This is a genomic window from Streptomyces sp. NPDC051183 (genome assembly GCF_040682455.1).
GTDB lineage: Bacteria > Actinomycetota > Actinomycetes > Streptomycetales > Streptomycetaceae > Streptomyces.
Genome location: NZ_JBFBBA010000005.1, coordinates 52,964 through 79,747 on the forward strand (window position 1 = coordinate 52,964; position 26,784 = coordinate 79,747).

Sequence of the window (26,784 nt, forward strand, 5' to 3'; positions counted from 1 at the left end):
CGGAGCCCCCGCACAGTGGGCTCCGGCCGTCGGCTTTCGGCCGTCCGAGTCGGTCAGATGTCGAGGCCCGTGAGGACCAGGACCCGCTCGTACGTGTAGTCGTCCATCGCGTAGCGCACGCCCTCGCGGCCCACGCCGGACTGCTTGACGCCGCCGTACGGCATCTGGTCGGCGCGGTAGGACGGCGCGTCGCCGACGATCACACCGCCGACCTGGAGCTCGCGGTGGGCGCGGAACGCGGTCTGGACGTTCCGCGTGAAGACGCCGGTCTGCAGGCCGAACTTCGAGTCGTTGACGGCGGCGAAGGCCTCGTCGGTGTTCTCGACCCGCTTCAGCGTCAGAACCGGGCCGAAGACCTCCTCGGTGGCGAGCTTGACGCCGTCCGGGACCTCGGCGAGGACGGTGGGCTCGTACGAGGCACCCTCGCGCTTGCCGCCGCTGAGCAGCTTGGCTCCGGCGGAGACCGCCTCGTCCACCCAGGACTCGACGCGCTTGGCGGCGTCCTCGGAGACGAGGGGGCCGACGTCGGTGGCGGAGTCGGACGGGTCGCCCGTGACCTGGGCCTGGACCTTCGCGACGACCTTCTCGACGAGGCGGTCGTAGACGGAGGCGTCGGCGATCACACGCTGCACGGAGATGCAGGACTGGCCGGCCTGGTAGTTCGAGAAGGTCGCGATGCGGGTCGCGGCCCAGTCGAGGTCGGCCTCGGAGGACCAGTCGTCCAGGACGACGGCCGCGGCGTTGCCGCCGAGCTCCAGGGTGCAGTGCTTGTGGGGCACCGACTGCTGGATGGCGTAGCCGACGGTGTCGGAGCCGGTGAAGGAGATGACGGGCAGGCGCTCGTCCTTCACCAGGGCCGGCATCTTGTCGTTGGCGACCGGCAGGACCGACCAGGAGCCCGCGGGCAGGTCGGTCTCGGCGAGCAGCTCACCGAGGATCAGACCGGAGAGCGGGGTGGCCGGGGCCGGCTTCAGGATGATCGGCGCGCCGACGGCGATGGCCGGGGCCACCTTGTGGGCGCACAGGTTCAGCGGGAAGTTGAACGGTGCGATGCCGAGGACCGGGCCCTTGACGAAGCGGCGGGTCAGCGCGAGCCGGCCGACGCCGCCGGCGTCGGTGTCGAGGCGCTGGGCCTCTCCGCCGTTGAAGCGGCGGGCCTCTTCGGCGGCGAAGCGGAACACGGACACCGCACGGCCGACCTCACCGCGGGCCCACTTGATGGGCTTGCCGTTCTCCGCGGAGATCAGCAGGGCGATCTCCTCGGTGCGCTCGGCGAGGCGCCGGGAGACGTGGTCCAGGGCGGCGGCGCGTACGTGGGCCGGGGTCGCGGAGAACTCCGCCGTCGCGGCGTGCGCCGCGGCCACGGCCTCTTCGACCTGCGCGTCGGTGGGCACGCTGACGGTGCCGACCAGCCGGCCGTCCCACGGGGAGTGGACGTCGAAGCTGTCCTCGCCGGTGGCCTGGCGGCCGGCGAGCCAGAAGGCGTGGGTGGAAGTCATGCGAATCCCGGCCCTTCGGAGTTGTGCGGTGGGTCCTGTCCCCTCCACCGTAGGACTCCGGCGGCGTTTCGGCGTTTGTCCGGCATGGAGCGCCGGCGGCGCGTCCTTCGCCGCTTTGTCACTGTCGTCGCACGCGCCCCGCGTGCGGTCCCCGCGATCCGGCGCGGGCTACGACGGGGCCGAGGTGGCCTTCAGGGCCAGCCAGAGCTCCATGCGAACGTCCGGGTCGTCCAGGGAGCGGCCCAGGATTTCCTCCACCCGGCGCATCCGGTAGCGCAGCGTGTGCCGGTGTACGCCCAGGTCGGCCGCGGCGGCGTCCCACTGGCCGTGGCGGGAGAGCCAGGCGTGCAGCGAGGCGACCAGGTCCCCGCGCCCCTTCTCGTCGTGCTCCCGCAGGGCCCGCAGGGTGCCGTCCGCGAAGGCCCGTACGGCGTCGTCCGCCAGCAGGGGGAGCACCGATCCCACGGCCAGGTCCTCGTGCTCCACCATGGGCCGCCCGCGCCGCCTGGCCACGGCGAGGGCCTGGTCGGCCTGTTTGAAGGCGGCCGCCACGCCCGACGGCCCCGCGGGCGCCGACAGCCCGATCACCAGCTCGTCCGGCTCCGGCCCGCCCGCGTCCAGTGCGCGCCGCGATTCCATCGCCTCCGCGTGATCGGCGCACGCCTGCACCGCGGAGCTGCCGTCGGCCGCCAGGACCACCAGCCTGCCGGGCTCCGGCACGACCAGCAGCGCCTCGCCGGTACGGGCGGCCGCCGACTCCACCGCGTCGGCGAGCAGCGCCAGGCCCTGCGGCTGCGCGGTGCCCGAGAGCGCCGGCTCCGCCACGAGCAGCCGGAACGGGGCCTCCAGCAGGGCTCCGTACAGGTCCCCGGCCACGGCCCGCGCGTGGTCCGCCTCGTCTGCCAGCAGGAGCCGCAGTACGGCGGCGCCGAGCCGGGACTCCGCGTCGTGGAGCGAGCGGGAGCGTTCCGTCGTGAGGGTGAGGAGGGCCACCGCGGAGTGGACGGCGTACCGCTCGGCCGTGCCCAGCGGGGCGCCGGTGCCGACCGCGAGGGCGCCGCGCGCCCGCCGACCCGTGCCCAGGGACTGGAGCTCGACCCGGTCCTCCGACCCGCCGACCACCGCGCTGGCGGGCGCGGGCCGCTCCCGCAGCCGCTCCACGTCGGGCGTGAGCCGGGCCGCGCGGCGGGCCGCCCAGTCCGGCGCGGCCGCGACGACGGCGCCCGAGGTGTCGTACAGCGCGGCCCAGCCGTGCACGTGCGCGGCGAGCCTGGTGAGCAGCTCGGCGGGGCCGTCGGCGGACAGCGCGGCCCGGGTCAGCTCCCGCTGTGCTTCGAAGCCGGCCGTGACGGCCCGGTACTGGTCGGCCGCGAGGGCTGCGGAGACGGCCTTGCTGATCGCCAGGAACGGCGTCCGCCGGGGCACCTCCAGCAGCGGCAGGTCCTCCGCACGCGCGGCCTCGACCAGCGCTTCCGGTACGGCCTCGTAGTTGACGCCGACGGCGAAGCCGATGCCGACGACCCCCGCCGCCGCGAGCCGGCGCACGTAGCGCCGCATCTCCTGCGGGTCCTCCGCGTCCAGCTTCATGGCGGTGATCAGGAGCAGTTCCCCGCCCTCCATGTAGGGGACGGGGTCGGCGAGCTCGCTGACGTGGGCCCAGCGCACGGGGGTGTCGAGTCGGCCCTCCCCCGCCCGGACGCTGAGTTTGAGCGCCGAGTGCTGGACGAGCGAGGCGAGGGTGAGCGGCATCGGTTACCAGGCGCCTTAGCAGGAGGGGAGAGCGAGGGGGAATTTCGCCGTGTCGTACGAACGGCTCCCCTCGATTCTGCCACCTCGTACGGGTCCGCTCAGCTGGTTCCGGCGAGCCGGACCAGCAGCGGGGCCGCCCGCTCCCCGCGCACCGTGGTCAGCGACAGGACCGCGTGCCCCGGCGGCACGGCGTGCGCCAGGTCGGAGGGGGACCAGCGCTCGCGCTCCTCCTGCCGAACGGTCACCGCGTCCGTGGTGACGGCGTTGCCGGTGACGAGCTTGCGGAAGGCGTGGATGGCCCGGGTCAGCGGCTGGTCGGCGAAGACCGTCCGGTGCGTGACGGTACGGGTCTCCACCCATTCGGTGCCCCAGGCCTCGGCGAACCGCTTCCCGTCCCAGGTGGTGACCCCGGAGAAGGCCATCCGGCAGCCGACCGCGCCGAGCAGCGGCGTGCGCAGCGCCTCGGGTACGTCATCCAGCGTGCGCAGGGTGAGCAGCACCCCGGCGTTCGCCGAGCGGAGCCGCTGTACGCCGCGGACGGTCTCGGGGGTGAGGGTGTACGAGGCGTCGTCGAAGGCGAGGAAGGCGAAGAGCGAGCGGTCGGCGCGGGCGGCGGCCGCGGCGTTGAACTGGGCGAGCAGCAGCCGGGCCAGCATCCGGGAGGCGTCGGCGTGCCCGCGCTCGGGCAGGTCGATGCGTACGCGCAGCGGGTGTTCGAGGGCCCGCAGCGAGAACGGTCTGCCCTGCCCGGTGGTGTCGAAGAACCCCGCGAAGGCGGGCCGGTCCAGCAGCGCCACCCGCCCGGCGAGCGCCGGTCCGGGGTCGCCGTGGGCGCCGTGCTGGCGTTCGCGCGCGTCGAGCTCGCGGAGCATCGCGTGCGCTCCGGCGGCTTCGAGGCGGGCGCGCAGGGCGGCGAGGGGCCCGGGCACCTGGTCGAGCAGTTCGCGCAGCTCGGGCACCGGGGGGAAGCGGCCGTGGGCCGTGCGGTACGGCCCGAGCAACTGGGCGAGGGCCGTCGCGGCCCGGCGTACGTCGGTCCCCTGGATGTCGCCGACGAAGGCCTCGGCGAGCAGCGTGGCGGCCTCGTCCGGGTCGGTGGTGCCGCCGTAGAGGTCGAGGTCGTAGACGGAGTCGGGGTCCCCGACGCGGACGACGACGTCGAAGGCGGCGTCCGGTCCGAGCTGGGCTCCGGCCGAGGCGACGGCCACGACGGCGGCCTGGCCGGCCAGTGCCTGCAGGGCGAGGGACTCGACGACGGGCCGGACGAGGTGGCGGGTCTTGCCCGCGCCGGAGGGGCCCACCGCGAGCAGGGAGGTCCCGAGCACCGAAGGATCGAGCGCGAGGCCGACGCCGCGCCGGGCGTAGGGGTTGCGCGCGCCCTCGTCGGCCGTGCCGAGCAGCACCTGGCGGGCGAGCATGTCGTGCCGGGAGGCGCGCACGGGCAGGTCGCGGGCCCCGGAGGGGTGCACGCAGGCCCCGGCGCCCTTGGTGCGCACGGCTTCCGCGAAGGCCCGCGCGCGGGAGGGCTCGGCCCGTACGGTCTCCCAGGCCCGCCGGATCCGGGCGTAGTCGACGTCGTTCATCCGCCCGGCCCCGACCTCCCCCCCGAGCACCTCGGCCACCTCCCCCATCCCGGCCTCCCGCACCTCGGGCCATCCGGCCGGGTCCTCGGGGCCGCCCGCCTCGGGCGCCCGGGGGGCCGGGACGGCCGCCTTCGCGGCGCGCAGGGCGCGGCTGCCGAGCAGGCGGCCGCCCAGCTCGGGCCAGCGGCCCAGGCGCCCGAAGCCGATCAGCAGGGTGACCGCGACGATGGCGTACCAGGTGTACGCGGCCACGACGGACGGGAGCGTCCCGGCCCAGGAGTCGGGGGTGAACATGTACAGCGGCCAGAGCCAGAACCCGCCGAGGTAGCCGTTCCAGAGCAGCGACCACAGCAGCAGCCCGGCCAGCAGTGCGATGAGCGCCCCGCTGACCAGCTGGCGGGTCGGGGTGCGCTCGGGCTCCTCGGCGGCGCGCGGCACGTGTCCGTAGGACCAGACGCCCGGCCCGTCGGAGGTGCGCGGGGTCCGCAGCCAGGCGGCGAGGGTCGGGCCGGTGTTCGGGGCGCGGGAGGGCTTCGGGGGGAGGCCGGGCGGGGGGCCGGCCGGGCGGGGGACGTGCCCGGCGCCCGGCGCCCGCCTCGCGTCGGTGCCGTGCGTGCCGTCGGTGTCCATGAAACCCCTGCCCCCTGCCCGTAACTGCGCTGCGCTGCGCGCTCAATCTAGTGGCCGGGGGCGCCGGCGGCCCGTACCCCGGCATGATCCAAGAAGGCACGTGCCGCGTCCTTCCTATGGCCGTCACGGACAAGGACACGCGGACACCACTCCCGAACGGAGCATGCCTTACCCCCTCCCCCGGGCCTAGCCTGCGGACAAAGACACAAGTGCGTCCGAAAACACCCCCCAGGAGCCCTCTATGACCGCTGTCCCGCAGGAGCGCCGTATCGTCACCGCGATCCCCGGCCCCAAGTCGCAGGAGCTGCAGGCCCGCCGCCTCGGCGTGGTGGCAGGCGGCGTGGGCTCCGTGCTCCCCGTCTTCACGGCCCGCGCGGGCGGCGGCATCATCGAGGACGTCGACGGCAACCGCCTGATCGACTTCGGCTCCGGCATCGCCGTGACCTCGGTCGGCGCCTCCGCCGAGGCCGTCGTGCGCCGCGCCTCCAGCCAGCTCGCCGACTTCACCCACACCTGTTTCATGGTCACCCCGTACGAGGGCTACGTGGAGGTCTGCGAGGCCCTCGCCGAGCTCACCCCGGGTGACCACGCGAAGAAGTCGGCGCTGTTCAACTCCGGCGCCGAGGCCGTCGAGAACGCCGTCAAGATCGCCCGTTCGTACACCAAGCGCCAGGCCGTCGTCGTCTTCGACCACGGCTACCACGGCCGTACGAACCTCACGATGGCGCTGACCTCGAAGAACATGCCGTACAAGCAGGGCTTCGGACCGTTCGCCCCCGAGGTCTACCGCGTCCCCGTCGCCTACGGCTACCGCTGGCCCACCGGCGCCGAGAACTGCGGCCCCGAGGCCGCCGCCCAGGCGATCGACCAGATCACCAAGCAGATCGGCGCCGACAACGTCGCCGCGATCATCATTGAGCCGGTCCTCGGCGAGGGCGGCTTCATCGAGCCCGCCAAGGGCTTCCTCCCGGCGATCGTGAAGTTCGCCAACGAGAACGGCATCGTCTTCGTCGCCGACGAGATCCAGTCCGGCTTCTGCCGCACCGGCCAGTGGTTCGCGTGCGAGGACGAGGGCATCGTCCCGGACCTGATCACCACCGCCAAGGGCATCGCGGGCGGCCTGCCGCTCGCCGCCGTGACCGGCCGCGCCGAGATCATGGACTCCGCCCACGCGGGCGGCCTGGGCGGCACCTACGGCGGCAACCCGGTGGCGTGCGCCGGTGCGCTCGGCTCCATCGAGACCATGAAGGAGCTCGACCTCAACGCCAAGGCGAAGAAGATCGAGTCCCTGATGAAGACCCGCCTGACGGCCATGCAGGAGAAGTACGAGATCATCGGCGACATCCGCGGCCGCGGCGCCATGATCGCGATCGAGCTCGTCAAGGACCCGGTCTCCAAGACCCCGTTCCCGGAGGCGGCCGGCGCGCTCGCCAAGGCCTGCCACGCCGAGGGCCTGCTCGTCCTCACCTGCGGCACCTACGGCAACGTGCTCCGCTTCCTGCCCCCGATCGTCATCGGCGAGGAGCTGCTGAACGAGGGCCTGGACCTCATCGAGGCCGCGTTCGCGGCCATCGGCACGGACATCTGAGCGAGCGATTGAACACAGGACCCTATCGGTACCGCCGGTAACGGTCGGGCACTGTGAAGAAGATGTGGGGGGCCGATGGCAGGACCGCATTCCTGCTGTCGGTCCCCTTTTCGCTGCCGTACGGTTTCTGCAGATGAGTGAGACACCCCGCTCCCGGGAGACCGGGGGCGACACCAGTACCGGGCTTCCCCAGCGCCGCACTGGGCATGCGTTCGCGCACACTCCTCACCGATCGGACAGCCGTCCGCCCCAAACCCCCCGGGGCGCACGGCAACCCGATCCGGGCGGCCGTCCCGGAACCATCCCCCCTGTTCCGGGACGGCCGGCCACTCTCCTCCTCCTCGCGGCCCTGTGTGCGGCCCTCTTCGCCCTGATCACCTGGCAGGTCCTCGTGTCGGGGCCGCTGCTGACGCCGGATCACGAGCTGAGCCGCGCCCTCGTGCGCAGCGTCCCCGACGCGGTCACCGAGCGCCTCGCGGACCTCGGCAACATCCCCGTCGCGCTGCCCGTCCTGCTGCTGGCCATGGCCCACGCCCTTCGGCGCGGGGCCCGCAGGGGCGTGCTCGCGGCGGCTTCGGCCATGGCCCTGGTGCCCGCGCTGGTCGTCCCGTTCAAGGAGTGGACGGCCCGTCCGGGGCCCCTGGAGCCCTGGGCCGCCGGGTACTTCCCCTCGGGCCACACCGCGACCGCCTTCGTCGCGTACGGGTGCGCGGCCCTGCTCGTACGGCCGTACGCGCGCCGGAAGTGGCGGACGGCCGCGACGGCCGCCGCCCTCGTCCTCACGGGGGCCACGGCCGTCGGGCTGGTCCTGCGGGGCTTTCACTGGCCGCTGGACGTGGTGGCCAGCCTCCTGATGTGCACGCCCCTGCTGCTCGCGGTCAGGTCGTCCTGCCGTAGTAGCCGTCGAAGTTCTTCGAGAACTCCCAGGAGCCGAACCGGTCCCAGTTGATGGACCAGGTCATCAGGCCGCGCAGGGCGGGCCAGGTGCCGTGGGTCTGGTAGCTGCCGCAGTTCGCCTGCTTGGTCAGGCAGTCCAGCGCCTTGTTCACCTCGGCGGGCGTCGTGTGGCCGTTGCCCGCGTTGGTCGTCGCCGGCAGGCCGATGGCCACCTGCTCCGGGCGCAGCGCCGGGAAGACGCGGGAGGCGTTGCCCGCGACCGGGAAGCCGGTGAGCAGCATGTCGGTCATGGCGATGTGGAAGTCGGCGCCGCCCATGGAGTGGTACTGGTTGTCGAGGCCCATGATCGATCCCGAGTTGTAGTCCTGGACGTGCAGCAGGGTGAGGTCGTCGCGCAGGGCGTGGATGACCGGGAGGTACGCGCCCGCGCGCGGGTCCTGGCCGCCCCAGGGGCCGGAGCCGTAGTACTGGTAGCCCAGCTGCACGAAGAAGGTCTCCGGGGCCATGGTCAGGACGAAGCCGGCGCCGTACTTGGCCTTGAGGGTCTTCACGGCCGAGATCAGGTTGACGATTCCGGGCGTGGTGGGCGCCCGGAAGTCGGTGTCGCCCGTGGCCAGGGAGAGGGAGTGGCCCTCGAAGTCGATGTCGAGGCCGTTGAGCCCGTATTCGTCGATGATCTTGCTGACGGAGGAGACGAAGGTGTCGCGGGCGGCCGTGGTCGCGAGCTGCACCTGGCCGTTCTGGCCGCCGATGGATATCAGGACCTTCTTGCCCGCCGCCTGCTTGGCCTTGATCGCCGCCTTGAACTCCGCGGCGGTCTCCACGTTCGGGCACTGCGCGACCGGGCAGAGCTGGAAGCGGATGTCGCCCGAGGTGACGGAGGTGGGCTCGCCGAAGGCGAGGTTGATGACGTCCCAGGAGGCGGGCACGTCGGCCATCCGGACGTAGCCCGAGCCGTTGGCGAAGCTCGCGTGGAGGTATCCGACCAGGGCGTGGGCGGGCAGGCCGCCGCCGCCTCCGCCGCCGCTCGTGGTGGTCACCGTGACGGGCGCGCTCCTGGGCGACTCCCCTGCCGCATTCACGGCGCTGACCTGGAAGGCGTACGCGGTGGACGCTGTCAGGCCGGAGACCGCCGCGGAGGCCGCGGTGACGGAGAGTGGCGCGGCGCTGTCCCGGTGCACCGTGTACGAGGTGGCTCCGGGCACCGCCGACCAGGACAGGGACACCGAGGTCGACGAGACGGCGTGGCCCGTCAGGCCGGTGGGGGTGGCTGGGGGCTGGGGCTGGCCGGGGCCGCCGGGGTCGGGGCCGACCAGGGTGAGGTCGTCGGTGAGGTGGGCCGGCTGGCCGTACCAGCCGTGCGTGTAGACCGAGACGGAGGTCGTGGAGGGGCCGGTGCGGAAGCTGGTCGTGAGCTGCTTCCAGGCCCCCGGGCTCTGGGTCCAGGCCGAGACGTCGGTGGTCCCCGTGCCGGAGGCTCCGAGGTAGACGTACGCGCCCTGCACCCAGGCAGTGAGCGTGTACGCGGAGTCGGGCTTGACGGTGACGGTCTGGGAGCAGCGGGCGTTGTCCTGGCCCGCCGGGGTGGCCTTGAGGGCGGAAGTCCCGCCGTGGACGGGTGTGGTGACGAGGGCTCCGCTGCCGGCGGAGCAGCTCCAGCCGTCGAGGCCGGACTCGAAGCCGCCGTTGCGGATCAGGTCGGCGTCCGCCGCCGCGGCGGGCGGTCCCGCGGCGAGGAAGCCGGCCACCGCGAGCGCGGCGGCCGTGAGGAGGGACGTGGCTCTGCGCACAACTGCCTCCGGAACATGGGGGGGATGGAGCCAGACCGCTGGGGATCGAGCAGCGGCGCCCAAGATGGTCCAGACCAATGCTCCTGTCAAGACCTGCGGTCCCCGCGTGCCACCACGCGCGCCGCCGCCTCGTGCATCGCGAGCTCCAGCACCACCGGATCGGTCAGCGTGCCCTGCCCGTCCGGGAGCACCAGCCAGCGGACCCCGCCGGTCGCCCGGCCGGGGTACGGGACGACGATCCAGGTCCCGCGCCCGGCTCCCCGTACGCCCGTGCCGATCCAGCGGGACGCCGTGCCCGGGGGTACGAAGAAGCCCAGCCGGCCGAACACGGTGTCGCCGCGCCGCGTGGTGCCGAAGTCGGCGAGCACCGGGCCGGGCCGCTCCAGGAGCAGCTTCAGCACGTCGAGGGTGGCCTGCCCCAGCTCCCCCGGCAGGATCAGCACGTCCCATTGCCGGCCGGCGGGCAGGAGCACGACCCCCAGGGGGTTGCGCTCCCACTCCCACCGGCAGACATCGGGGTCCGGCGCCACCGACACCAGCCATTCCACCGCCGCTTTGGCCCCCGGGATCGCCATCGCCCGGCCTCCGTTCCCTGTCCGTAGGTGAGGGGTTCTCACCTGGAGAGAGCGGGGCCGGGCGGGGCTATGACGCGGGTTCCTCTACTCCGTGGTGGTGAACCGGGTCACACGGTGATCAAGGGTGTGCGCCGGGGGCGCGTGCCCGTCGGACGGGTCAGCTGTCGAAACCGAGCCCGAAGCGGTCCAGCGTCCTGAGCCACAGGTTCCGGTGCCCGCCGCGCGCGTCCGCGCGGGCCAGCGACCACTTCGTCAGCGCGATCCCGGTCCAGGCGAAGGGCTCGGGCGGGAACGGCATCGGCTTGGACTTCACCATCTCCAGCCGGGTGCGCTCTGTGTCGAGCCCGTCCAGCAGGTCCAGCATCACCTCCGCGCCGAAGCGGGTGGCGCCCACTCCGAGCCCGGTGTACCCGGCCGCGTAGGCGACCTTCCCGGCGTGCGCGGTGCCGAAGAAGGCGGAGAAGCGCGAGCACGTGTCGATCGCGCCGCCCCAGGCGTGGCTGAACTTCAGGCCCTCCAGCTGCGGGAAGGCGGTGAAGAAGTGCTCCGCGAGCTTGAGGTAGGTCTCGGGGCGGTGGTCGTACTCGGAGTCGAGCTTCCCCCGGTACGGGTAGATCGCGTCGTAGCCGCCCCACAGGATCCGGTTGTCCTTGGTGATCCGGAAGTAGTGGAACTGGTTGGCGCTGTCGCCCAGCCCCTGCCGGTTCTTCCAGCCGATGGCGGCCAGCTGCGCCTCGTCCAGCGGCTCGCTCATCAGGGCGTAGTCGTAGACGGGGACGGTGAAGGGGCGGATCCGGCGGACCAGCGACGGGAAGATGTTGGTGCCCAGGGCGACCCGGCGCGCGAGGATCGTGCCGTACGGGGTCTGCACGGTCATCCCGCGGCCGGCCGCGGCCAGCTTCAGGCCGCGCGTGTTCTCGTAGATCCGCACGCCCAGGTCCAGGCAGGCCTGCTTGAGGCCCCAGGCCAGCTTCGCCGGGTTGAGCATGGCGACGCCGTCACGGTCCCACAGGCCGGCGAGGAAGGTCGGGGAGTCCACCTCGGCGCGCAGCGCCTCGCCCTCCAGCCACTCGGACCCGCCCGCGAGTCCGAGGCGCAGCGCCTCCTCGTGGAGTTCGCGCAGCTCCTCCACCTGGTGCGGTTCGGTGGCCACGTCGATCTCGCCGGTGCGCTCGAAGTCGCAGTCGATGCCGTAGCGGGCGACCGCCTCCTCGATGGCGTCGAGGTTGCGGGCGCCCAGCTCCTCCAGCCTGGCGAGCTCTTCGGGCCAGCGGGCCAGCCCGTTGGACAGGCCGTGGGTGAGGGAGGCGGCGCAGAAGCCGCCGTTGCGGCCGGAGGCGGCCCAGCCCGCCTCCTTGCTCTCGATCAGCACGACGTCCCGGTCCGGGTCGCGCTCCTTGGCCAGCAGCGCGGTCCACAGCCCGCTGTAGCCGCCGCCGATGACCAGCAGGTCGCACCGCTCGTCGGTGGTGAGCGCCGGCTGCGCGGCGGGCTTGCCGGGGTCGTCCAGCCAGTACGAGACCGGCTTCGCTTCGGAAAGGGATTTCGCAACACTACGCATGGCGACTGGGGCCATGGCTTCCAACTCCCTACAGGGGTCTACTTCGGTTGTGCCTTCTTGCGGCGGTTGCCGACCATCTGGCCGGCCAGGACCACCAGCACCGCGATGACGAACATCGCCGTGCCGATGACGTTGATCTGCACGGGCGTACCGCGCTGGGCCGATCCCCACACGAACATGGGGAAGGTGACGGTGTTGCCCGAGTTGAAGTTGGTGATGATGAAGTCGTCGAACGAGAGCGCGAAGGAGAGCAGCGCGCCCGCCGCGATTCCGGGGGCCGCGATCGGCAGGGTGACCCGTACGAAAGTCTGCACCGGTCCGGCGTAGAGGTCGCGCGCGGCCTCCTCCAGCCGGGGGTCCATGGACAGCACGCGGGCCTTGACGGCGGCGACGACGAAGCTGAGGCAGAACATGATGTGGGCGATCAGGATCGTCCAGAAGCCCAGCTGGATGCCCATGTTGAGGAAGAGCGCGAGCAGCGAGGCCGCCATCACGATCTCGGGCATGGCCATCGGCAGGAAGATCAGCGAGTTGACCGCGCCGCGCCCCCGGAACCGGTAGCGCACCATCGCGAACGCTATGGCGGCGCCGAGCACGGTCGCGCCGAGGGTGGCCCAGAGCGCGATCTGGAGGGAGAGCGAGAGGGAGCCGCACATGTCGGCGACCCCGCACGGGTCCTTCCAGGCGTCGAGCGAGAACTCCTGCCAGGCGTAGTTGAACCGCCCGGTGGGGTTGTTGAAGGAGAAGACGGTGACGACGACGTTCGGCAGGATCATGTAGGCGAGCGTGCCGAGACCGGCGATCACCACGAGGTTGCGGCGGAGCCAACGCATCAGACCAGGTCCTCCGTCCCCGCTCGGCGGATGTAGATGGTGACCATGATCAGCACGATGGCCATGAGGATGAACGACAGCGCGGCCGCCGTCGGGTAATCGAGGATCCGCAGGTACTGCGACTGGATGACGTTGCCGATCATCCTGGTGTCCGTGGAGCCGAGCAGCTCGGCGTTGACGTAGTCGCCGCTCGCCGGGATGAAGGTGAGCAGGGTCCCGGAGACCACGCCCGGCATGGACAGCGGGAAGGTCACCTTGCGGAAGACCGTGGCGGGGTGGGCGTACAGGTCCCCGGCCGCCTCGTGGAGACGGGTGTCGATGCGCTCCAGCGAGGTGTAGAGCGGAAGGATCATGAAGGGGAGGAAGTTGTACGTCAGACCGCAGACGACCGCGAGCGGCGTGGCGAGCACGCGGTCCCCCTCGGTCATGCCGAGCCAGCTGGTGACGTCCAGGAAGCCGATGTTGTTGAGGACGCCGACGACCGGGCCGCCGTCGGCCAGGATCGTCTTCCAGGCCAGGGTGCGGATCAGGAAGCTGGTGAAGAACGGTGCGATGACCAGCACCAGCAGCAGGTTGCGCCAGCGGCCCGCCTTGAAGGCGATCAGGTAGGCCAGCGGGTAGCCCAGCAGCAGGCACAGCACGGTCGCGGTGCCCGCGTAGAGCAGGGAGCGCAGGAACTGCGGGAGGTAGTCGGTGAGGGCGTCCCAGTAGGTCTGGAAGTGCCAGGTGACCTTGAAGCCCTCTTCGAGGGAGCCGGTCTGCACCGAGGTGGAGGCCTGGTAGACCATCGGCAGTACGAAGAAGACCAGCAGCCACAGGATGCCCGGGAGCAGCAGCCAGTACGGGATCAGGCGCTTCTTCAGGGACGGCTTGTGGACCGGGGGTTCGGCCGCCACCGCGACCTCGGGCAGTGCGGCGGGGGCGGTCATGCGCTCTCCTCGACCGTCTCGATCCCCGCGTCGATGGCCTGGGCCGCGTCCAGTCCGAAACTGTGCTCCGGGTTCCAGTGCAGGATCACCTCGGCGCCGGGCACCAGGCGGGAGTCCCGCTCGATGTTCTGGACGTACACCTCCAGCTCGGGGCACACCTGGCTGTCGATGACGAACTGGGTGGAGACGCCGATGAAGGAGGAGTCCGCGATGCGGCCGGCCACCTTGTTGAGGCCCGCCGCGATGGAGTCCTCCTCGTCCGCGCGGACCAGGGAGATCTTCTCGGGACGCACCCCGACCAGCAGCTTTCCGCCGGCGCGGGGTGTGGTCGCACAGCGCGCGGCGGGCAGCCGGAGCTTGGTGCCTGCCGAGCTGACGATGACGTCCGCGGAGCCGGCCTCCAGGACCTCCGCCTCGATGAGGTTGGAGGTCCCGAGGAAGTTCGCGACGAAGGTGGTGCCCGGGTTCTCGTACAGCTCCGCGGGGGCGCCCAGCTGCTCGACGCGGCCGCCGTTCATCACGGCGACCGTGTCGGCCATGGTCATGGCCTCCTCCTGGTCGTGCGTGACGTGCACGAAGGTGATGCCGACCTCGGTCTGGATCCGCTTGAGCTCCAGCTGCATCTGGCGGCGCAGCTTGAGGTCGAGGGCGCCGAGCGGCTCGTCGAGGAGAAGTACCTGCGGGTGGTTGATGAGCGCGCGGGCGACGGCGACGCGCTGCTGCTGGCCGCCCGAGAGCTGGTGCGGCTTGCGCTGGGCGAACTGGCCGAGCTGGACCAGCTCCAGCATCTCGTCCACCTGCTTCTTGACGGACTTGATCCCGCGGCGGCGCAGCCCGAAGGCGACGTTCTCGTAGATGTTCAGGTGCGGGAACAGTGCGTAGCTCTGGAAGACCGTGTTGACCGGGCGCTTGTACGGGGGCAGATGGGTGACGGCCCGGTCGCCGAGGTGGACCGTACCGGTGGACGGCTCCTCAAGACCGGCGATCATGCGCAGGGTGGTGGTCTTCCCACAGCCCGAGGCGCCGAGCAGGGCGAAGAAGGAGCCCTGGGGGATGGTGAGATCGAGCGGGTGCACTGCGGTGAAGGAGCCGTAGTGCTTGCTGATCCCGGCGAGGCGGACGTCGCCGCCCGCGGTCTTGTCAGTCATGGGCCTGGGCCTTCGGTGGTGGTGTCGTCGGAAGAGTGCGGTGCGGGTGCGGGCCCGGTACGGGGTCCGTCAGGCTCCGATGAGCTTGGCGAACTTCTCTTCGTACGCGGTCTCTTCCTCGCTGGTGAGGGAGCGGAAGGAGTGGGCCTTGGCGGCCATCGCCTTGTCCGGGACGATCAGGGGGTTCTCCGCGAGGGCCGGGTCGATCTTGGCCAGCTCTTCCTGGACGCCCTCGACCGGGCAGACGTAACTGATGAAGGCGGCCAGCTGCGCGGCGATCGGCGGCTCGTAGTAGAAGTCGATGAGCTTCTCGGCGTTGGCCTTGTGCCGGGCGTGGACGGGGACCAGCAGGTTGTCGCTGGAGGTGATGTAACCGGGGGCGGGGATCGCGTACTTGATGTCCGGGTTGCCCGCCTGGAGCTGGATGACGTCGCCCGCCCAGGCGAGACAGGCCGCGAGGTCGCCCTTGTCCAGGTCCGCCGTGTAGTCGTTGCCGGTGAAGCGGCGGATCTGCTTGGTGTCCACGCCCTTCTGGAGGCGGCCGATCGCCCCGTCGAAGTCCGCGGTGGTGAAGTTGGCCGGGTCCTTGCCCTGGTCGAGCAGGGTCATGCCGACGCTGTCGCGCATCTCCGTGAGGAAGCCGACCCGGCCCTTGAGGGAGGGGTCGTCGAGCAGCTGGGTGACGGAGTCGACCTTCTTGCCGTCGGTGGCCTTGGAGTTGTAGGCGATGACGGTGTCGATGCCGGTCCACGGGTAGCTGTGGGCGCGGCCCGGGTCCCAGTCCGGGTTGCGGAACTGCGGGATCAGGTTGGTGTAGGCGTGCGGCAGGTTCGAGGGGTCCAGCTTCTGCGCCCAGCCGAGGCGGATGATGCGGGCCGCGAGCCAGTCGGTGACGACGATCAGGTCGCGGCCGGTGTCCTGGCCTGCGGCGAGCTGCGGGCGGATCTTGCCGAAGAACTCGACGTTGTCGTTGATGTCCTCGGTGTACTTGACCTTGATTCCGGTCCGCTTGGCGAACTCCTCCAGCGTCGGACGGGTCTTCTCGTCGTCGCTGATGTCCATGTACTCGGTCCAGTTGGAGAAGTTGATCTCCTTCTCCTGGGCCGAGTGGTCGTCGGAGGCCACCGCCGTGTCACCCGGCCGCTTGGCCGCCGGGATGCCGCAGGCGCTGAGGGTGGAAAGGCCGCCGAGGGTGAGCGCTCCGACTCCGGAGGCGCGCAGCAGCGAACGGCGGGTGAGGGCGCCGCGCCCGCTGGTGAGGCTGCGCCGCATCGCGGCGTACTGCGCCGCCGAGAGGCGGTCGGGCTCGAACTGCTCCATGCGCTGTGCCCTTTCGGGAGGTGTACCGCTGGTCGGGCGGTGGTCTCTATCGGTCCCCGAAGATCGTGCGGTGCCAGTCCTTCGCGGCGACCGCGGTGTTGTCGTACATCACGTGCTTGACCTGCGTGTACTCCTCGAAGGAGTACGAGCTCATGTCCTTTCCGAAGCCACTGGCCTTGTAGCCCCCGTGCGGCATCTCGCTGATGATCGGGATGTGGTCGTTGACCCAGACGCAGCCCGCCTTGAGCTCGCGGGTGGCGCGGTTCGCCCGGTAGAGGTCGAGGCTCCAGGCGGAGGCGGCGAGTCCGTACGGGGTGTCGTTGGCCAGCTCGATGCCCTCGTCGTCGGTGTCGAAGGGCAGGACGACGAGGACCGGGCCGAAGATCTCGGACTGGACCACCTCGCTGTCCTGGGCGGCGCCGGCGATGAGGGTGGGCCGGTAGTACGCGCCTTCGGCCAGGTCCCCGCCGGGAACCTCGCCGCCGGTGACCACCGTGGCGTACGCGCGGGCGCGCTCGACGAAACCGGCGACGCGGTCGCGGTGGGCGTGCGACACCAGCGGGCCGAGGTCGGTGGTGGGCGCGAAGGGGTCGCCGACCCGGACGCCGTCCATCAGTTCGGCCACCCGGGTGACGAAGGCGTCGTGCAGGGGGCGCTGGACGTAGGCGCGGGTTGCGGCGGTGCAGTCCTGGCCGGTGTTGATCAGGGAGGCGGCGACGGCGCCGTGCGCGGCGGCCTCCAGGTCGGCGTCGTCGAAGACGAGGAAGGGGGCCTTGCCGCCGAGTTCCAGGTGGAGGCGCTTGACGGTGGCGGTCGCGATCTCGGCGACGCGCTTGCCGACGGCCGTGGAACCGGTGAAGGAGGTCATGACCACGTCGGGGTGGCCGACCAGGTGTTCGCCCGCGTCCCGGCCGGCGCCGGTGACGATGTTGACCACGCCGTCGGGCAGGCCCGCGTCCTTGGCCGCCTGGGCGAACATCAGGGAGGTCAGCGGAGTGAGCTCGGCGGGCTTGAGGACGATCGTGTTGCCCGCCGCGATGGCCGGGAGGATCTTCCAGGCGGCCATCTGGAGCGGGTAGTTCCAGGGTGCGATGGAGCCGACGACGCCGATGGCCTCGCGGCGCACGTAGGAGGTGTGGTCGCCGGAGTACTCGGCGGCCGCCTGCCCCTGGAGGTGGCGCGCGGCGCCCGCGAAGAAGGCGGTGTTGTCGATGGTCCCCGGTACGTCGAACTCCGTCGACAGCTTGATCGGCTTGCCGCACTGGAGCGACTCGGCGTAGGCGAAGTCCTCCGCCTGCTCCGCCAGTACGGCCGCCAGCCGGTGCAGCGCGTCGGAGCGCTCGCCGGGGGTGGCCGCGGACCACGCGGGGAAGGCCCGCTTGGCGGCGGCGACGGCCGCGTCGACGTCCGCCGTGCTCGCGAGTTCGTAGGTGAGGACCTCGTCCCCGGTGGCGGGATCGATCACGGTGTGTGACTGCCCAGAGGTCCCGGCCCTGAGCTGCCCGTCGATGTACTGCGCGCCGTCCGCGAAGCGGTCTTTGACCTGGAAGCGGTTGCCCATCACGCTCTCACGCTCTCCGTAGCTACAGTTCGAGCTACAGCTCGAATTGAGTGCCGATCCTGACAGAGGTGGTGCCCTCGGCCAAGTGATTCCGTTGTTGCCTTTTGATTACGCGACGGAATCGGTCGACCATGTGTCGAGGCACACCGAAAATCCCGTACGAAGTGTCAGTGGCGACTGCCAGACTCGCGTGCATGGAGATGATCGACAAGCTGATCAAGCAGGTCAACCGTGGTGAGCGGGTGAAGTTCCTGCCGTTCTGGGGACACCGGCCGCGACCCGACGGGACGCTCGGACCGAGCTGCCTCAGCCAGTGGTGGCCGTCCGCTTTCACTGTGGGTGATGTCCGGTACGCCACGGCCGAGCACTGGATGATGGCCGGAAAGGCCCGGCTGTTCGAAGACCCGGAGGCGGAGCGGGCCGCGCTGGAGGCCAGCAGTCCGGCGGCCGCGAAGAAGGCCGGGCGGCTGGTGCGCGGCTTCGACGACGCGATATGGGAGCGGGAGCGGTTCGCCCTGGTGGTGGAGGGCAGCGTGCACAAGTTCGCGTCCGACCCGGCGCTGCGCTCGTACCTGCTGTCCACGGGGAGCCGGGTACTGGTGGAGGCCAGCCCGCTGGACCGGATCTGGGGCATCGGTCTGGCGGCCGACGACGAGCGGGCCCTGGACCCGGCCCGCTGGCGCGGGCTGAACCTGCTGGGCTTCGCGCTGATGGAGGCCCGGGAGCAGCTGCGCGAGGGCGCCGCATGACGGAGCGGCGCCGGGTGGCGGCCGTGATCCTCCGGGACGGCTGCGTGCTCATGGTCCGCGAGCGGGACAAGGGGCCCACCGGCCGGCACGACGGGCCGGAGTACTGGACCCTGCCCGGCGGCGGGCTGGAGGAGGGCGAGCTGCCCGAGGACGGGGTCCGGCGCGAGGTGGCGGAGGAGACCGGCCTGCGGGCCCTGGGGGTGCGGTACGCGTACGAGGCGCCGTACCCCTCGGGCTGGACCTCCTGCTACCGCGTGGAGGTGGCGGAGGGCGAGCCGCGGCTGGGAGTCGATCCCGACCTGGAGTGCGACTGCCCGCGCATGGTGGGGCTGATCTGGGTCCCGCTGTCGCGCGGCACCGACGGCGAATCGGTGATGGTGCCCACGCTGTTGTCGGCGGCCGCCGTTTAATTGCTTGGCGGTCGCCGAAAGCGGCCGCCTAAGGTGGGACTCGTCCAGGTGCGAAGGCGAGACCTACTTCCACTGTCAATGGGGCGGCCGCGGGTTCGAGTCCCGTCATCGGCTTCGGGCCGATGTAGCTCAGTCGGTAGAGCACCTTGTCGGTTTCGCCGGCTTCGATCTCTGGACACCTGTTTCACGCACCTCCCGGTGCGCAGGCTGCGGCTCCTTCTTTTGCAAAGAAACCCAGGCCGCCGCCACCTTGATCTCGGGAGGCCGCGTGCGGGGCGCCCGGTGCGCAGGCGACGGTTACTTCTCCGGATCAGCGGGTCGCGGGTTCGAATCCCGCCCGGCCACGGCCGGTAGCTCAGTCCGGTGAGAGCAGCTGACACAAGTCCGTCTCCGACTTCCGATCTCGGGCGATCCCGCACGTCCCGCCTCCCCCGCTCTTCCTTGAATTCGGGGGGATTCACATGGCTCGTTTCAACCTGCGCCGGTCCAAGGCCGCGCCCGCACCGGTCGCGTCCGCCCAGGCCGCCTCGCCCGTACGGTCCACCGGCCGCCGGGCCGCCAACCACCACGGCAGCAGCGGCTTCGTGCGCGACCCGCGCTCGGAGCTCTTCCTGCTGGCCGTCGCCAACTTCGTGTCCCAGCGCACCGCGTACGAGAGCGGCGAGGCCCGCGACGACCGGTTCGCCGCCCTCGTGCGCACGCTCGCCGTCGAGGACCCGGAGTGGACCGCGGGCCTGCTGGGCTGGCTGCGGGGCGACGGCAACATGCGTACCGCCTCGCTCGTCGGCGCGGCCGAGTACGTCAAGGCCCGGCTCGACGCGGGCGCCACCGGCGGGCCCTCCAACCGGCAGGTCGTGGACTCCGTACTGCGGCGCGCGGACGAGCCCGGTGAGCTGCTCGCGTACTGGACGGCCACCTACGGGCGCAACGTGCCCAAGCCGGTCAAGCGCGGGATCGCGGACGCCGTGCGCCGGCTCTACTCCGGCACCTCGCTGCTGAAGTACGACACGGCCTCGAAGGGATACCGCTTCGGCGACGTCCTCAACCTCGTGCACGCCTCCCCCGACCCGGCCAAGGCCTGGCAGGGCGAGCTGTTCCGTCACGCCCTCGACCGCCGGCACAACCCGGAGACCGCCGAGCCCCCGGCCGGCAACCGCACCCTCGTCGCCCACCGGGCGCTGATGGAGCTGCCGGTGGCGCGGCGCCGGGCCGTGGTCACCGCCAAGGACGGCGCCGAACGGCTCGCCGAGGCGGGGATGACCTGGGAGGCGCTGGCCGGCTGGCTCCAGGGCCCGATGGACGCGGCCGCCTGGGAGGCGGTCATCCCGTCCATGGGTGCGATGGCGCTGCTGCGCAACCTGCGCAACTTCGACCAGGCCGGGGTCTCGGACGAGGTGGCCGCGCAGGTGGCGGCCAAGGTCAGTGATCCCGAGGTCGTCGCGCGGTCCCGGCAGTTCCCCTTCCGCTACCTGGCCGCCTACCAGCACGCGCCCTCGCTGCGCTGGGCGTACCCGCTGGAGCAGGCGCTCGGCCACTCGCTGGCCAACGTGCCGGCGCTGCCCGGCCGCACGCTGGTGCTCGTGGACCGGTCCGGGTCGATGTGGTCCCCGCTGTCGGAGCGCTCCCAGCTCAACCGCGCGGACGCGGCGGCAGTCTTCGGCACGGCGCTCGCGCTGCGCGCCGAGAACGCGGACCTGGTGCAGTTCGGCACCGGCAGCAAGGCCGTGCCGTACCGCCGGGGCGAGTCCGTGCTGAAGGTGCTGGAGCGTTTCGAGGACCTCGGGGGCACCTACACGTCGGAGGCCGTGCGCAAGCACTACAAGCAGCACGACCGGGTCCTGATCGTCACCGACGAGCAGGCCTCCTACCACTCGGGCGGCGACCCGACGGCCCTGGTACCGGACACGGTCCCGGTGTACACCTGGAACCTGGCCGGCTACCGGGTGGGCCACGCGCCCGCCGGCACCGCCTTCCGCCACACCTTCGGCGGCCTGACGGACGCCGCGTTCCGCATGGTGCCCCTGATCGAGAACGGTCAGGACGCCGACTGGCCCTGGACGGACCGGGTCTGACGGGTGCCCGGGGTCGGACTGCCCTGCGCTCTAGACCTTCTCCCGGAACTGCGAGCTGGAGGGCGGGTCGTACCCCGCGTCCTCGTCCGAGTTCGCCTCCGAGCTCAGGAAGCCGAATATCGCTATCACCAGCATGAGACCGCCCAGGACGATGCCGACGGCGCCCAGGATGATGCCGGCCAGCGCCATCCCGCCGTTGGTGGACTCGCCGCGGTTGGCCTTGCCCCGGCCCAGGGCGCCGAAGACGACCGCGGCGATGCCGATCGCGATCGCGAAGAAGCTGGTGATGCACGCGACCACCGAGATGATGCCGAGGACGAGCGCGGCGGTGCCGAAGCCGTTGCTCGGCTGCGGCCCGTAGGGCCCGTACGGGGCCTGGCCCGGGTACGCCGCGTAACCGGGCTGGCCCTGGTACCCGTACCCCTGCGGGGCGGGCGGCGGTCCGGGGTACGCGTACGCCGCCGGGTCCGGCTGGGCCGGGTACCCGTACGCGGGCGGGGTCATGGACTGGGTGACCGGGGCGGGTCCGGGTCCGGATCCGGGCGCCGGCGTCTGCACCCCCGGCATTCCGGCCATTGTCTGCTGCTCGTGCACGGACGGCGCGGGCCGGTCCCCCGGCGCGCCCGTCGCGGCGCGGTCCTTGCCCAGGTCCACGGCCGCCTGCTCCGGCGGAGCCCACGGGTCCCTCGGCTCAGGGCTCTGATCGGTCATGCGGCGCCCCCCTCTCGTACAGCCATGCTAAGGCGTGCCGCCGACAGCCGAGGTCCTGCCTACGATGATTGCCGAACTGCCCGCACCAGCGTCCCCCGGAGGCACTTCCATGACCGACCTGCACCCCTTCATCGCGGGGCTGCCCAAGGCCGAACTGCACGTCCACCACGTCGGCTCCGCCTCCCCGCGCATCGTGGCCGAACTCGCCTCCCGCCACCCCGACTCGAAGGTCCCCACCGACCCCGAGGCCATCGCCGACTACTTCACCTTCACCGACTTCGCGCACTTCATCGAGGTCTACCTCTCCGTCGTCGACCTGATCCGCACTCCGGACGACGTGCGCACCCTGACCTTCGAGGTCGCCCGTGACATGGCCCGGCAGAACATCCGCTACGCCGAACTGACCATCACCCCGTACTCCTCCACCCGCCGCGGCATCGACGAGCACGCCTTCATGGCGGCCATCGAGGACGCCCGCAAGGCCGCCGAGGCCGAACTGGGCGTCATCCTGCGCTGGTGCTTCGACATCCCCGGCGAGGCCGGCCTGGAAGCCGCCGCCGAGACCACCCGCCTCGCCGTGGACCTGCGCCCCGAGGGCCTGGTCTCCTTCGGCCTCGGCGGTCCCGAGATCGGCGTACCGCGCCCGCAGTTCAAGCCGTACTTCGACGCCGCCCGCGCCGCCGGCCTGCACAGCGTGCCGCACGCGGGCGAGACCACCGGCCCCGAGACCGTCTGGGACGCCGTCCGCGAGCTGGGCGCCGTCCGCATCGGCCACGGCACCAGCGCCACCCAGGACCCGGAGCTCCTCGCGTACCTCGCGGAGCACCGCATCGTGCTGGAGGTCTGCCCGACCTCGAACATCGCCACGCGCGCGGTGAGCGACCTCGACCTGCACCCCGTCAAGGAGATGGTGCAGGCCGGCGTGCTCGTCACCATCAACAGCGACGACCCGCCGATGTTCGGCACCGACCTGAACAACGAGTACGCGGTGGCCGCCCGCCTCCTCGACCTCGACGAGCGCGGTCTCGCCGCGCTCGCGAAGAACGCCGTCGAGGCCTCCTTCCTGGACCCGGCCGGCAAGGCGAAGCTCACCGAGGAGATCGACGCGTACACCGACCAGTGGCTCGCGCGCTGAACTCCCCCTGATCGCCGCCGCCCCCGAGAATGGGGCGCATGCGCACTCTGACTGCCGTCGGGCACCGCGGCGATCCCTACCGTGTCCGTGAGAACACCCTGGCCTCGATCCGCTCCGCCTTCGCCCGCGGGGCGGACGCGGTCGAGATCGACGTACGGCTGACCCGCGACGGGACGGCCGTCCTGCTCCACGACGACACGCTGCAGCGGCTGTGGGGCCATGACGTGCGGATCGACGCCGTCACGGCCCCGCAGCTCAAGGAGCTGACGGAGGGCGGGGTGCCGACCCTGCGCGAGGCCCTGATGGCCGCCGGCGCGGGCCGGGTGATGATCGACCTGCCGGGCGCGACGCACGAGGCCGTGCGTACGGTCGTCGGCCAGGTCCGCGAGTGCGGGGCGCGCGAGCGCGCGTACTACTGCGCGGGGCCGAACAGCATGCTGGCGGTGCGCGCCGCCGATCCGGGCGCGGAGATCGCCCTGACCTGGACCACGCTGTCGCCGCCCCGCCGGGTGCTCATCGACGCGGTCGCCCCGACCTGGCTGAACTACCGCTTCGGGCTGGTCAGCCGCGAGCTGGTGGACGCGGTCCACCGCGACGGGCTGCGCGTGTCGGCCTGGACCCCCGACACCAAGCGCGCGATGCGCGCGCTCGTCGCGGCCGGGGTGGACTCCGTGACCACGAACCGGGTGGACGCGCTGACCGCCGTGCGGGCCGAGTACGGGCGGTGATACGCACCTTCGGCGAGCGGATCCGCCGCGCCGGTGCGCGGTGGCAGGACCTCGGGCTGACGCTGCTGGTCCAACTGGCCGTCACCATGCCCTTCGTGGTGCCCCGTTCGGCCGAGCTGCCGCCCGCGGACTGGGCCTCGTACGGGGCGACCACGCTCGGAGTGCTGCCGCTGGTCTGGCGGCGCCGGGCTCCGGTGGCGGTGCTGGCCGCCGTCCTGGCCGTCGGCGGCGCGTACAAGATGACCCTGGACGGGCCGGGGCAGCCGCTGCCGTACGCGGGCCTCATCGCCTTCTACACCGTGGCACTGCAGTGCACGGCCCGGGTCCGGGTCGGCGTGGGGCTGCTCTCGGCCGCGGTGGTGGCCCTGTCGGTGGGCTGGAACACGGGGACGGCGCGCGAACTGCTCTTCACGCTCTTCGTCTCCGCCGCGGCCTACGCGCTGGGCCGGCTGCAGTACACCCGGCAGGCGTACACCTCGGCCGCCCTGGACCGGGCGGCGCATCTGGAGCGGGCCAACCGGATAGAGGCGGAGCAGGCGGCCGCGCGGGAACGGGCGCGGATCGCGCGGGAGATGCACGACATCCTCTCGCACGCGGTCAGCATCATGATCGTGCAGGCGGAGGCCGGTCCGGTGGCGGTGCGGCGGGCCCCGGAGCGGGCCGAAGCCGCCTTCGACGCGATCGCGGACACGGGCCGGGAGGCGATGGCGCAGCTGCGGGGCATGCTGGGCGTGCTGCGGGAGGACGGTCCCGCACCGCGCGAGCCGCAGCCGGGGATCGCGGGGCTGCCGGCGCTGCTGGACCGGGTACGACTGGGCGGGCCGGAGATCTCCTACGAGGAGACGGGCCGGGTGCGGGCGCTGTCGGCGGCGGTGGACACGACCGCGTACCGGATCGTGCAGGAGGCGCTGACGAACGTGGTGAAGCACGCGGAGGCCCGGCGCGTGGCGGTGCGGCTCCACCACACGGCGCGGGACCTGACGATCACGGTGACCGACGACGGGCGGGGGCCGGCGGCCCGGGACGGGCAGGGCGGCCGGAGTGGGCAGGGCGGTCCGAGTGGGCAGGGCGGTCCGAGTGGGCAGGGCGGTCCGAGTGGGCAGGGCGGTCCGAGTGGGCAGGGCGGTCCGAGTGGGCAGGGCGGGCACGGGCTGATCGGGATCCGGGAGCGGGCCGCGGCGCACGGCGGCACGGCGGTCTGCGGGCCCGGGCCGGGTGGCGGCTTCGAGGTGCGCGCCGTCCTTGTAGCCTCGCCGCTGGAGGTGGGGAGTTGACGATCCGTGTGGTGGTGGCCGATGACCAGGAGCTGGTGCGCAGCGGGTTCGCGATGATCCTGGACGTCCAGGACGACATCGAGGTCGTGGCGGAGGTCGGGGACGGGGCGGCGGCCGTCGAGGCGGTCCGCGCGCTGCGGCCGGACGTGGCGCTGCTGGACATCCGGATGCCGGTGCTGGACGGGATCGAGGCCTGCCGCACGATCTCGGCGGAGACTGCCTGCCGGACGGTGATGCTGACGACCTTCGACTCGGACGAGTACGTGTACGAGGCGCTGCACGCGGGAGCGAGCGGGTTCCTGCTCAAGGACGTGCGGCGGGACGATCTGGTTCATGCGGTACGGGTCGTGGCGGCGGGCGAGTCCCTGCTGGCGCCTTCGGTGGCGCGGCGGGTGATCGAGGAGTACACGGCGGCGACGGCGCGGCCGACGGCCGGGCAGGCGCTGTCGGCGGAGCGGCTGGCGGTCCTGACGGCGCGGGAGCGGGAGACGCTGCTGCACCTGGGGCGGGGGCTGTCGAACGCGGAGATCGCGGCCGCGCTCGTGGTGAGCGAGCACACGGTGAAGTCGCACGTGGGGAACGTGCTGGCGAAGCTGGGGCTGCGGGACCGGATCCAGGCGGTGATCTGCGCCTACGAGACGGGCTTGATCGCTGCGGGTACTCCCTCTGGGGAGTGAGAAGGGGCGTGTCGGCTCCCTCTGGGTAGTGAGTAGTCGTACCGGTGAAGACCACTCTTGATGGTGATCCGCAACTACCCCTCTGACCAGGAGCATTGAGGTCATCGGGGCAGCAGGGCCCCGGGGTCTCACAGGGGGAGCACCATGAAGGCACGTACGCGCACACTGATCGCCGCGGCTCTGGTCCTGGGCGTCGTCTCCGGACCGGCGGTCACCGCCCAGGCCTCCCCGGCCGCCGGGGCATCCGCGGCGGTGTCCGCGGCAGCTTCGGGCGGGGCCGCCGCGCCCGCCGTCGCCACGCCGCCGAACGCCGCGGCTCTGGAGGGGGCGATCGCCGGCCTCGGGGCGGGGAACAAGGACGCGACGGCCGCTCTGGTCCGCGTGGGCGGTACGAGCGGCTCCTGGAGGGGCAGTTCGGGCGTCGCGGACATCCGCAGCGGCCGGGAGGCCGTCGAGCAGGGCCGGTTCCGGGCGGGGTCGGTGACCAAGACCTTCACCGCGGCGGTGGTGCTGCAACTCGCGGCCGAGGGCCGGGTGGACCTGAACGGGCCGGTCCGGCAGTACCTGCCGGGGACCGTGCCCGAGGCCTACGGCGCCGTCACCGTCCGGCAACTGCTCAACTACACCAGCGGCATACCGGCGGCGGACGGCCCGGGCGACTCGTTCGAGGCGCAGTGGGAGCACCGCTTCGATGTGACCGATCCGCGCGACCAGCTCGCCAACGCCTTCGCGAAGCGGCCGGAGTTCGCGCCGGGGGCCGCGCAGCACTACCTCAACATCAACTACACGGTCCTGGGCGTGCTGATCGAGAAGGTGACGGGCACGGCCTACGAGGAGGCGGTGGGCCGGCGGATCCTGGCGCCGCTGGGGCTGCGCCACACCTCGTTCCCCGGCCGGACTCAGACGAAGATCCACGGGCCGCACAACCGCGGCTACCAGGCGGTGGCGAAGGCCGACGGCTCGACCGAGCTGCGCGATGTGACCGAGTGGAACTCCTCGGACCGGTGGGCGGCCGGCGACATCATCTCGACGACCGCCGATCTGGAGCGGTTCACGATGGCCCTGTTCGGCGGGCGGATCGTGCCGGAGGCGCAGCTGGAGGAGATGTTCACGGTGCCCGATGTGAAGAACTTCGCGGGCGGCAAGGCCGCGACGCTGACGGCGGGACTGTCCCGGCTCGTCCTGCCGGACGGCACGGTCGCCTGGGGGAAGACGGGAGGCCGGCACGGTTACAACACCGCGATAGGCGCGACCCGTGATCTCTCGCGCACCCTGGTCTACTCGGTCAACTCGACGAACGCCAAGGGGGAGGACATGAACCCGGTGGCCCTGGGCATCGTGATGGCGGCCTTCGCGAAGTAGCGC

22 protein-coding genes are annotated in these 26,784 nt (G+C 72.1%); 10 read left to right on the top strand and 12 right to left on the bottom strand.

Going from position 1 to position 26,784, the window contains the following annotated elements; genetic code table 11:
* Positions 1-53: 53 nt before the first annotated feature.
* The 3 genes from AB0M99_RS05900 to AB0M99_RS05910 form a co-directional block, all read right to left on the bottom strand.
* Positions 54-1,499 carry an aldehyde dehydrogenase family protein gene (locus AB0M99_RS05900; protein WP_365917430.1) on the bottom strand — a complete coding sequence of 482 codons (1,446 nt, stop codon included), beginning with the start codon at positions 1,497-1,499 and terminating at the stop codon, positions 54-56.
* 168 nt (positions 1,500-1,667) lie between these two features.
* Positions 1,668-3,248, bottom strand: coding sequence for a PucR family transcriptional regulator (locus tag AB0M99_RS05905; protein WP_365917431.1), 1,581 nt, complete (start codon positions 3,246-3,248; stop codon positions 1,668-1,670).
* 98 nt (positions 3,249-3,346) lie between these two features.
* Positions 3,347-5,461: an ATP-binding protein gene (locus tag AB0M99_RS05910; protein WP_365917432.1), complete on the bottom strand. Its 2,115-nt coding sequence runs from the start codon at positions 5,459-5,461 to the stop codon at positions 3,347-3,349.
* A 241-nt stretch (positions 5,462-5,702) separates the two neighbouring features.
* Here AB0M99_RS05910 and gabT point away from each other — a divergent pair, with 241 nt between their 5' ends.
* Together gabT and AB0M99_RS05920 are read left to right on the top strand one after the other, a co-directional pair.
* Positions 5,703-7,049 (top strand): 4-aminobutyrate--2-oxoglutarate transaminase, encoded by a 1,347-nt coding sequence (gabT, locus tag AB0M99_RS05915; RefSeq protein WP_365917433.1) that lies wholly within the window; start codon positions 5,703-5,705, stop codon positions 7,047-7,049.
* Positions 7,050-7,182: 133 nt separating this feature from the next.
* Positions 7,183-7,998, top strand: coding sequence for a phosphatase PAP2 family protein (locus AB0M99_RS05920; protein WP_365917434.1), 816 nt, complete (start codon positions 7,183-7,185; stop codon positions 7,996-7,998).
* On the opposite strand, the gene AB0M99_RS05925 is transcribed toward AB0M99_RS05920, so the two are convergent.
* The 8 genes from AB0M99_RS05925 to AB0M99_RS05960 form a co-directional block, all read right to left on the bottom strand.
* The gene (locus AB0M99_RS05925; RefSeq protein ID WP_365917435.1) at positions 7,928-9,736 is read right to left on the bottom strand and encodes a glycoside hydrolase family 18 protein; all 1,809 of its coding nucleotides are present in this window, start codon (positions 9,734-9,736) and stop codon (positions 7,928-7,930) included. The genes AB0M99_RS05920 and AB0M99_RS05925 overlap by 71 nt on opposite strands.
* An 86-nt stretch (positions 9,737-9,822) precedes the next feature.
* The gene (locus AB0M99_RS05930) at positions 9,823-10,311 is read right to left on the bottom strand and encodes a hypothetical protein (protein ID WP_365917436.1); all 489 of its coding nucleotides are present in this window, start codon (positions 10,309-10,311) and stop codon (positions 9,823-9,825) included.
* A 157-nt stretch (positions 10,312-10,468) separates the two neighbouring features.
* Positions 10,469-11,887 (bottom strand): FAD-dependent oxidoreductase, encoded by a 1,419-nt coding sequence (locus AB0M99_RS05935; protein ID WP_365917437.1) that lies wholly within the window; start codon positions 11,885-11,887, stop codon positions 10,469-10,471.
* A 23-nt stretch (positions 11,888-11,910) separates the two neighbouring features.
* Complete coding sequence (locus tag AB0M99_RS05940) at positions 11,911-12,705, bottom strand: ABC transporter permease (protein ID WP_365917438.1); 795 nt, start codon at positions 12,703-12,705, stop codon at positions 11,911-11,913.
* Positions 12,705-13,634: an ABC transporter permease gene (locus AB0M99_RS05945; protein WP_365917439.1), complete on the bottom strand. Its 930-nt coding sequence runs from the start codon at positions 13,632-13,634 to the stop codon at positions 12,705-12,707. The genes AB0M99_RS05940 and AB0M99_RS05945 overlap by 1 nt, the downstream gene beginning before the upstream one ends.
* Positions 13,631-14,782: an ABC transporter ATP-binding protein gene (locus AB0M99_RS05950; protein WP_365917440.1), complete on the bottom strand. Its 1,152-nt coding sequence runs from the start codon at positions 14,780-14,782 to the stop codon at positions 13,631-13,633. Before AB0M99_RS05950 ends, AB0M99_RS05945 begins: the two co-directional genes overlap by 4 nt.
* Before the next feature lie 69 nt (positions 14,783-14,851).
* Positions 14,852-16,102 (bottom strand): spermidine/putrescine ABC transporter substrate-binding protein, encoded by a 1,251-nt coding sequence (locus AB0M99_RS05955; protein ID WP_365917441.1) that lies wholly within the window; start codon positions 16,100-16,102, stop codon positions 14,852-14,854.
* Between the two features lie 46 nt (positions 16,103-16,148).
* Positions 16,149-17,663: a gamma-aminobutyraldehyde dehydrogenase gene (locus tag AB0M99_RS05960; RefSeq protein WP_365917590.1), complete on the bottom strand. Its 1,515-nt coding sequence runs from the start codon at positions 17,661-17,663 to the stop codon at positions 16,149-16,151.
* 194 nt (positions 17,664-17,857) lie between these two features.
* On the opposite strand from AB0M99_RS05960, the gene AB0M99_RS05965 reads away from it, so the two are divergent.
* The 3 genes from AB0M99_RS05965 (at position 17,858) to AB0M99_RS05975 (ending at position 20,894) form a co-directional block, all read left to right on the top strand.
* The gene (locus tag AB0M99_RS05965) at positions 17,858-18,412 is read left to right on the top strand and encodes an NADAR family protein (protein WP_365917442.1); all 555 of its coding nucleotides are present in this window, start codon (positions 17,858-17,860) and stop codon (positions 18,410-18,412) included.
* Positions 18,409-18,822 carry an NUDIX domain-containing protein gene (locus AB0M99_RS05970; protein ID WP_365917443.1) on the top strand — a complete coding sequence of 138 codons (414 nt, stop codon included), beginning with the start codon at positions 18,409-18,411 and terminating at the stop codon, positions 18,820-18,822. The genes AB0M99_RS05965 and AB0M99_RS05970 overlap by 4 nt, the downstream gene beginning before the upstream one ends.
* Before the next feature lie 461 nt (positions 18,823-19,283).
* Positions 19,284-20,894 (top strand): TROVE domain-containing protein, encoded by a 1,611-nt coding sequence (locus AB0M99_RS05975; protein WP_365917444.1) that lies wholly within the window; start codon positions 19,284-19,286, stop codon positions 20,892-20,894.
* A 30-nt stretch (positions 20,895-20,924) separates the two neighbouring features.
* On the opposite strand, the gene AB0M99_RS05980 is transcribed toward AB0M99_RS05975, so the two are convergent.
* On the bottom strand, positions 20,925-21,605 hold the full coding sequence (locus AB0M99_RS05980; protein WP_365917445.1) for a DUF4190 domain-containing protein: 681 nt from the start codon (positions 21,603-21,605) through the stop codon (positions 20,925-20,927).
* 109 nt (positions 21,606-21,714) lie between these two features.
* On the opposite strand from AB0M99_RS05980, the gene AB0M99_RS05985 reads away from it, so the two are divergent.
* From AB0M99_RS05985 to AB0M99_RS06005, 5 genes are all read left to right on the top strand, one after another.
* On the top strand, positions 21,715-22,740 hold the full coding sequence (locus AB0M99_RS05985; RefSeq protein WP_365917446.1) for an adenosine deaminase: 1,026 nt from the start codon (positions 21,715-21,717) through the stop codon (positions 22,738-22,740).
* Between the two features lie 29 nt (positions 22,741-22,769).
* A complete protein-coding gene (locus tag AB0M99_RS05990; protein ID WP_365917447.1) occupies positions 22,770-23,468 on the top strand; it encodes a glycerophosphodiester phosphodiesterase in 699 nt (232 codons plus the stop codon).
* A complete protein-coding gene (locus tag AB0M99_RS05995; protein WP_365917448.1) occupies positions 23,465-24,742 on the top strand; it encodes a histidine kinase in 1,278 nt (425 codons plus the stop codon). Before AB0M99_RS05990 ends, AB0M99_RS05995 begins: the two co-directional genes overlap by 4 nt.
* Positions 24,739-25,419 (top strand): response regulator transcription factor, encoded by a 681-nt coding sequence (locus AB0M99_RS06000; RefSeq protein ID WP_365917449.1) that lies wholly within the window; start codon positions 24,739-24,741, stop codon positions 25,417-25,419. The genes AB0M99_RS05995 and AB0M99_RS06000 overlap by 4 nt, the downstream gene beginning before the upstream one ends.
* Before the next feature lie 144 nt (positions 25,420-25,563).
* The gene (locus tag AB0M99_RS06005; protein WP_365917450.1) at positions 25,564-26,781 is read left to right on the top strand and encodes a serine hydrolase domain-containing protein; all 1,218 of its coding nucleotides are present in this window, start codon (positions 25,564-25,566) and stop codon (positions 26,779-26,781) included.
* Positions 26,782-26,784: the final 3 nt, after the last annotated feature.

Excerpts from the sequence above, each read along its gene's own strand:
- AB0M99_RS05900 (WP_365917430.1), bottom strand. The coding sequence starts at position 1,499 with ATGACTTCCACCCACGCCTTCTGGCTCGCCGGCCGCCAGGCCACCGGC.
- AB0M99_RS05905 (WP_365917431.1), bottom strand. The coding sequence starts at position 3,248 with ATGCCGCTCACCCTCGCCTCGCTCGTCCAGCACTCGGCGCTCAAACTC.
- AB0M99_RS05910 (WP_365917432.1), bottom strand. The coding sequence starts at position 5,461 with ATGGACACCGACGGCACGCACGGCACCGACGCGAGGCGGGCGCCGGGC.
- gabT (WP_365917433.1), top strand. The coding sequence starts at position 5,703 with ATGACCGCTGTCCCGCAGGAGCGCCGTATCGTCACCGCGATCCCCGGC.
- AB0M99_RS05920 (WP_365917434.1), top strand. The coding sequence starts at position 7,183 with ATGAGTGAGACACCCCGCTCCCGGGAGACCGGGGGCGACACCAGTACC.
- AB0M99_RS05930 (WP_365917436.1), bottom strand. The coding sequence starts at position 10,311 with ATGGCGATCCCGGGGGCCAAAGCGGCGGTGGAATGGCTGGTGTCGGTG.
- AB0M99_RS05935 (WP_365917437.1), bottom strand. The coding sequence starts at position 11,887 with ATGGCCCCAGTCGCCATGCGTAGTGTTGCGAAATCCCTTTCCGAAGCG.
- AB0M99_RS05940 (WP_365917438.1), bottom strand. The coding sequence starts at position 12,705 with ATGCGTTGGCTCCGCCGCAACCTCGTGGTGATCGCCGGTCTCGGCACG.
- AB0M99_RS05945 (WP_365917439.1), bottom strand. The coding sequence starts at position 13,634 with ATGACCGCCCCCGCCGCACTGCCCGAGGTCGCGGTGGCGGCCGAACCC.
- AB0M99_RS05950 (WP_365917440.1), bottom strand. The coding sequence starts at position 14,782 with ATGACTGACAAGACCGCGGGCGGCGACGTCCGCCTCGCCGGGATCAGC.
- AB0M99_RS05955 (WP_365917441.1), bottom strand. The coding sequence starts at position 16,102 with ATGGAGCAGTTCGAGCCCGACCGCCTCTCGGCGGCGCAGTACGCCGCG.
- AB0M99_RS05960 (WP_365917590.1), bottom strand. The coding sequence starts at position 17,663 with ATGGGCAACCGCTTCCAGGTCAAAGACCGCTTCGCGGACGGCGCGCAG.
- AB0M99_RS05965 (WP_365917442.1), top strand. The coding sequence starts at position 17,858 with ATGGAGATGATCGACAAGCTGATCAAGCAGGTCAACCGTGGTGAGCGG.
- AB0M99_RS05970 (WP_365917443.1), top strand. The coding sequence starts at position 18,409 with ATGACGGAGCGGCGCCGGGTGGCGGCCGTGATCCTCCGGGACGGCTGC.
- AB0M99_RS05975 (WP_365917444.1), top strand. The coding sequence starts at position 19,284 with ATGGCTCGTTTCAACCTGCGCCGGTCCAAGGCCGCGCCCGCACCGGTC.
- AB0M99_RS05980 (WP_365917445.1), bottom strand. The coding sequence starts at position 21,605 with ATGACCGATCAGAGCCCTGAGCCGAGGGACCCGTGGGCTCCGCCGGAG.
- AB0M99_RS05985 (WP_365917446.1), top strand. The coding sequence starts at position 21,715 with ATGACCGACCTGCACCCCTTCATCGCGGGGCTGCCCAAGGCCGAACTG.
- AB0M99_RS05990 (WP_365917447.1), top strand. The coding sequence starts at position 22,770 with ATGGGGCGCATGCGCACTCTGACTGCCGTCGGGCACCGCGGCGATCCC.
- AB0M99_RS06005 (WP_365917450.1), top strand. The coding sequence starts at position 25,564 with ATGAAGGCACGTACGCGCACACTGATCGCCGCGGCTCTGGTCCTGGGC.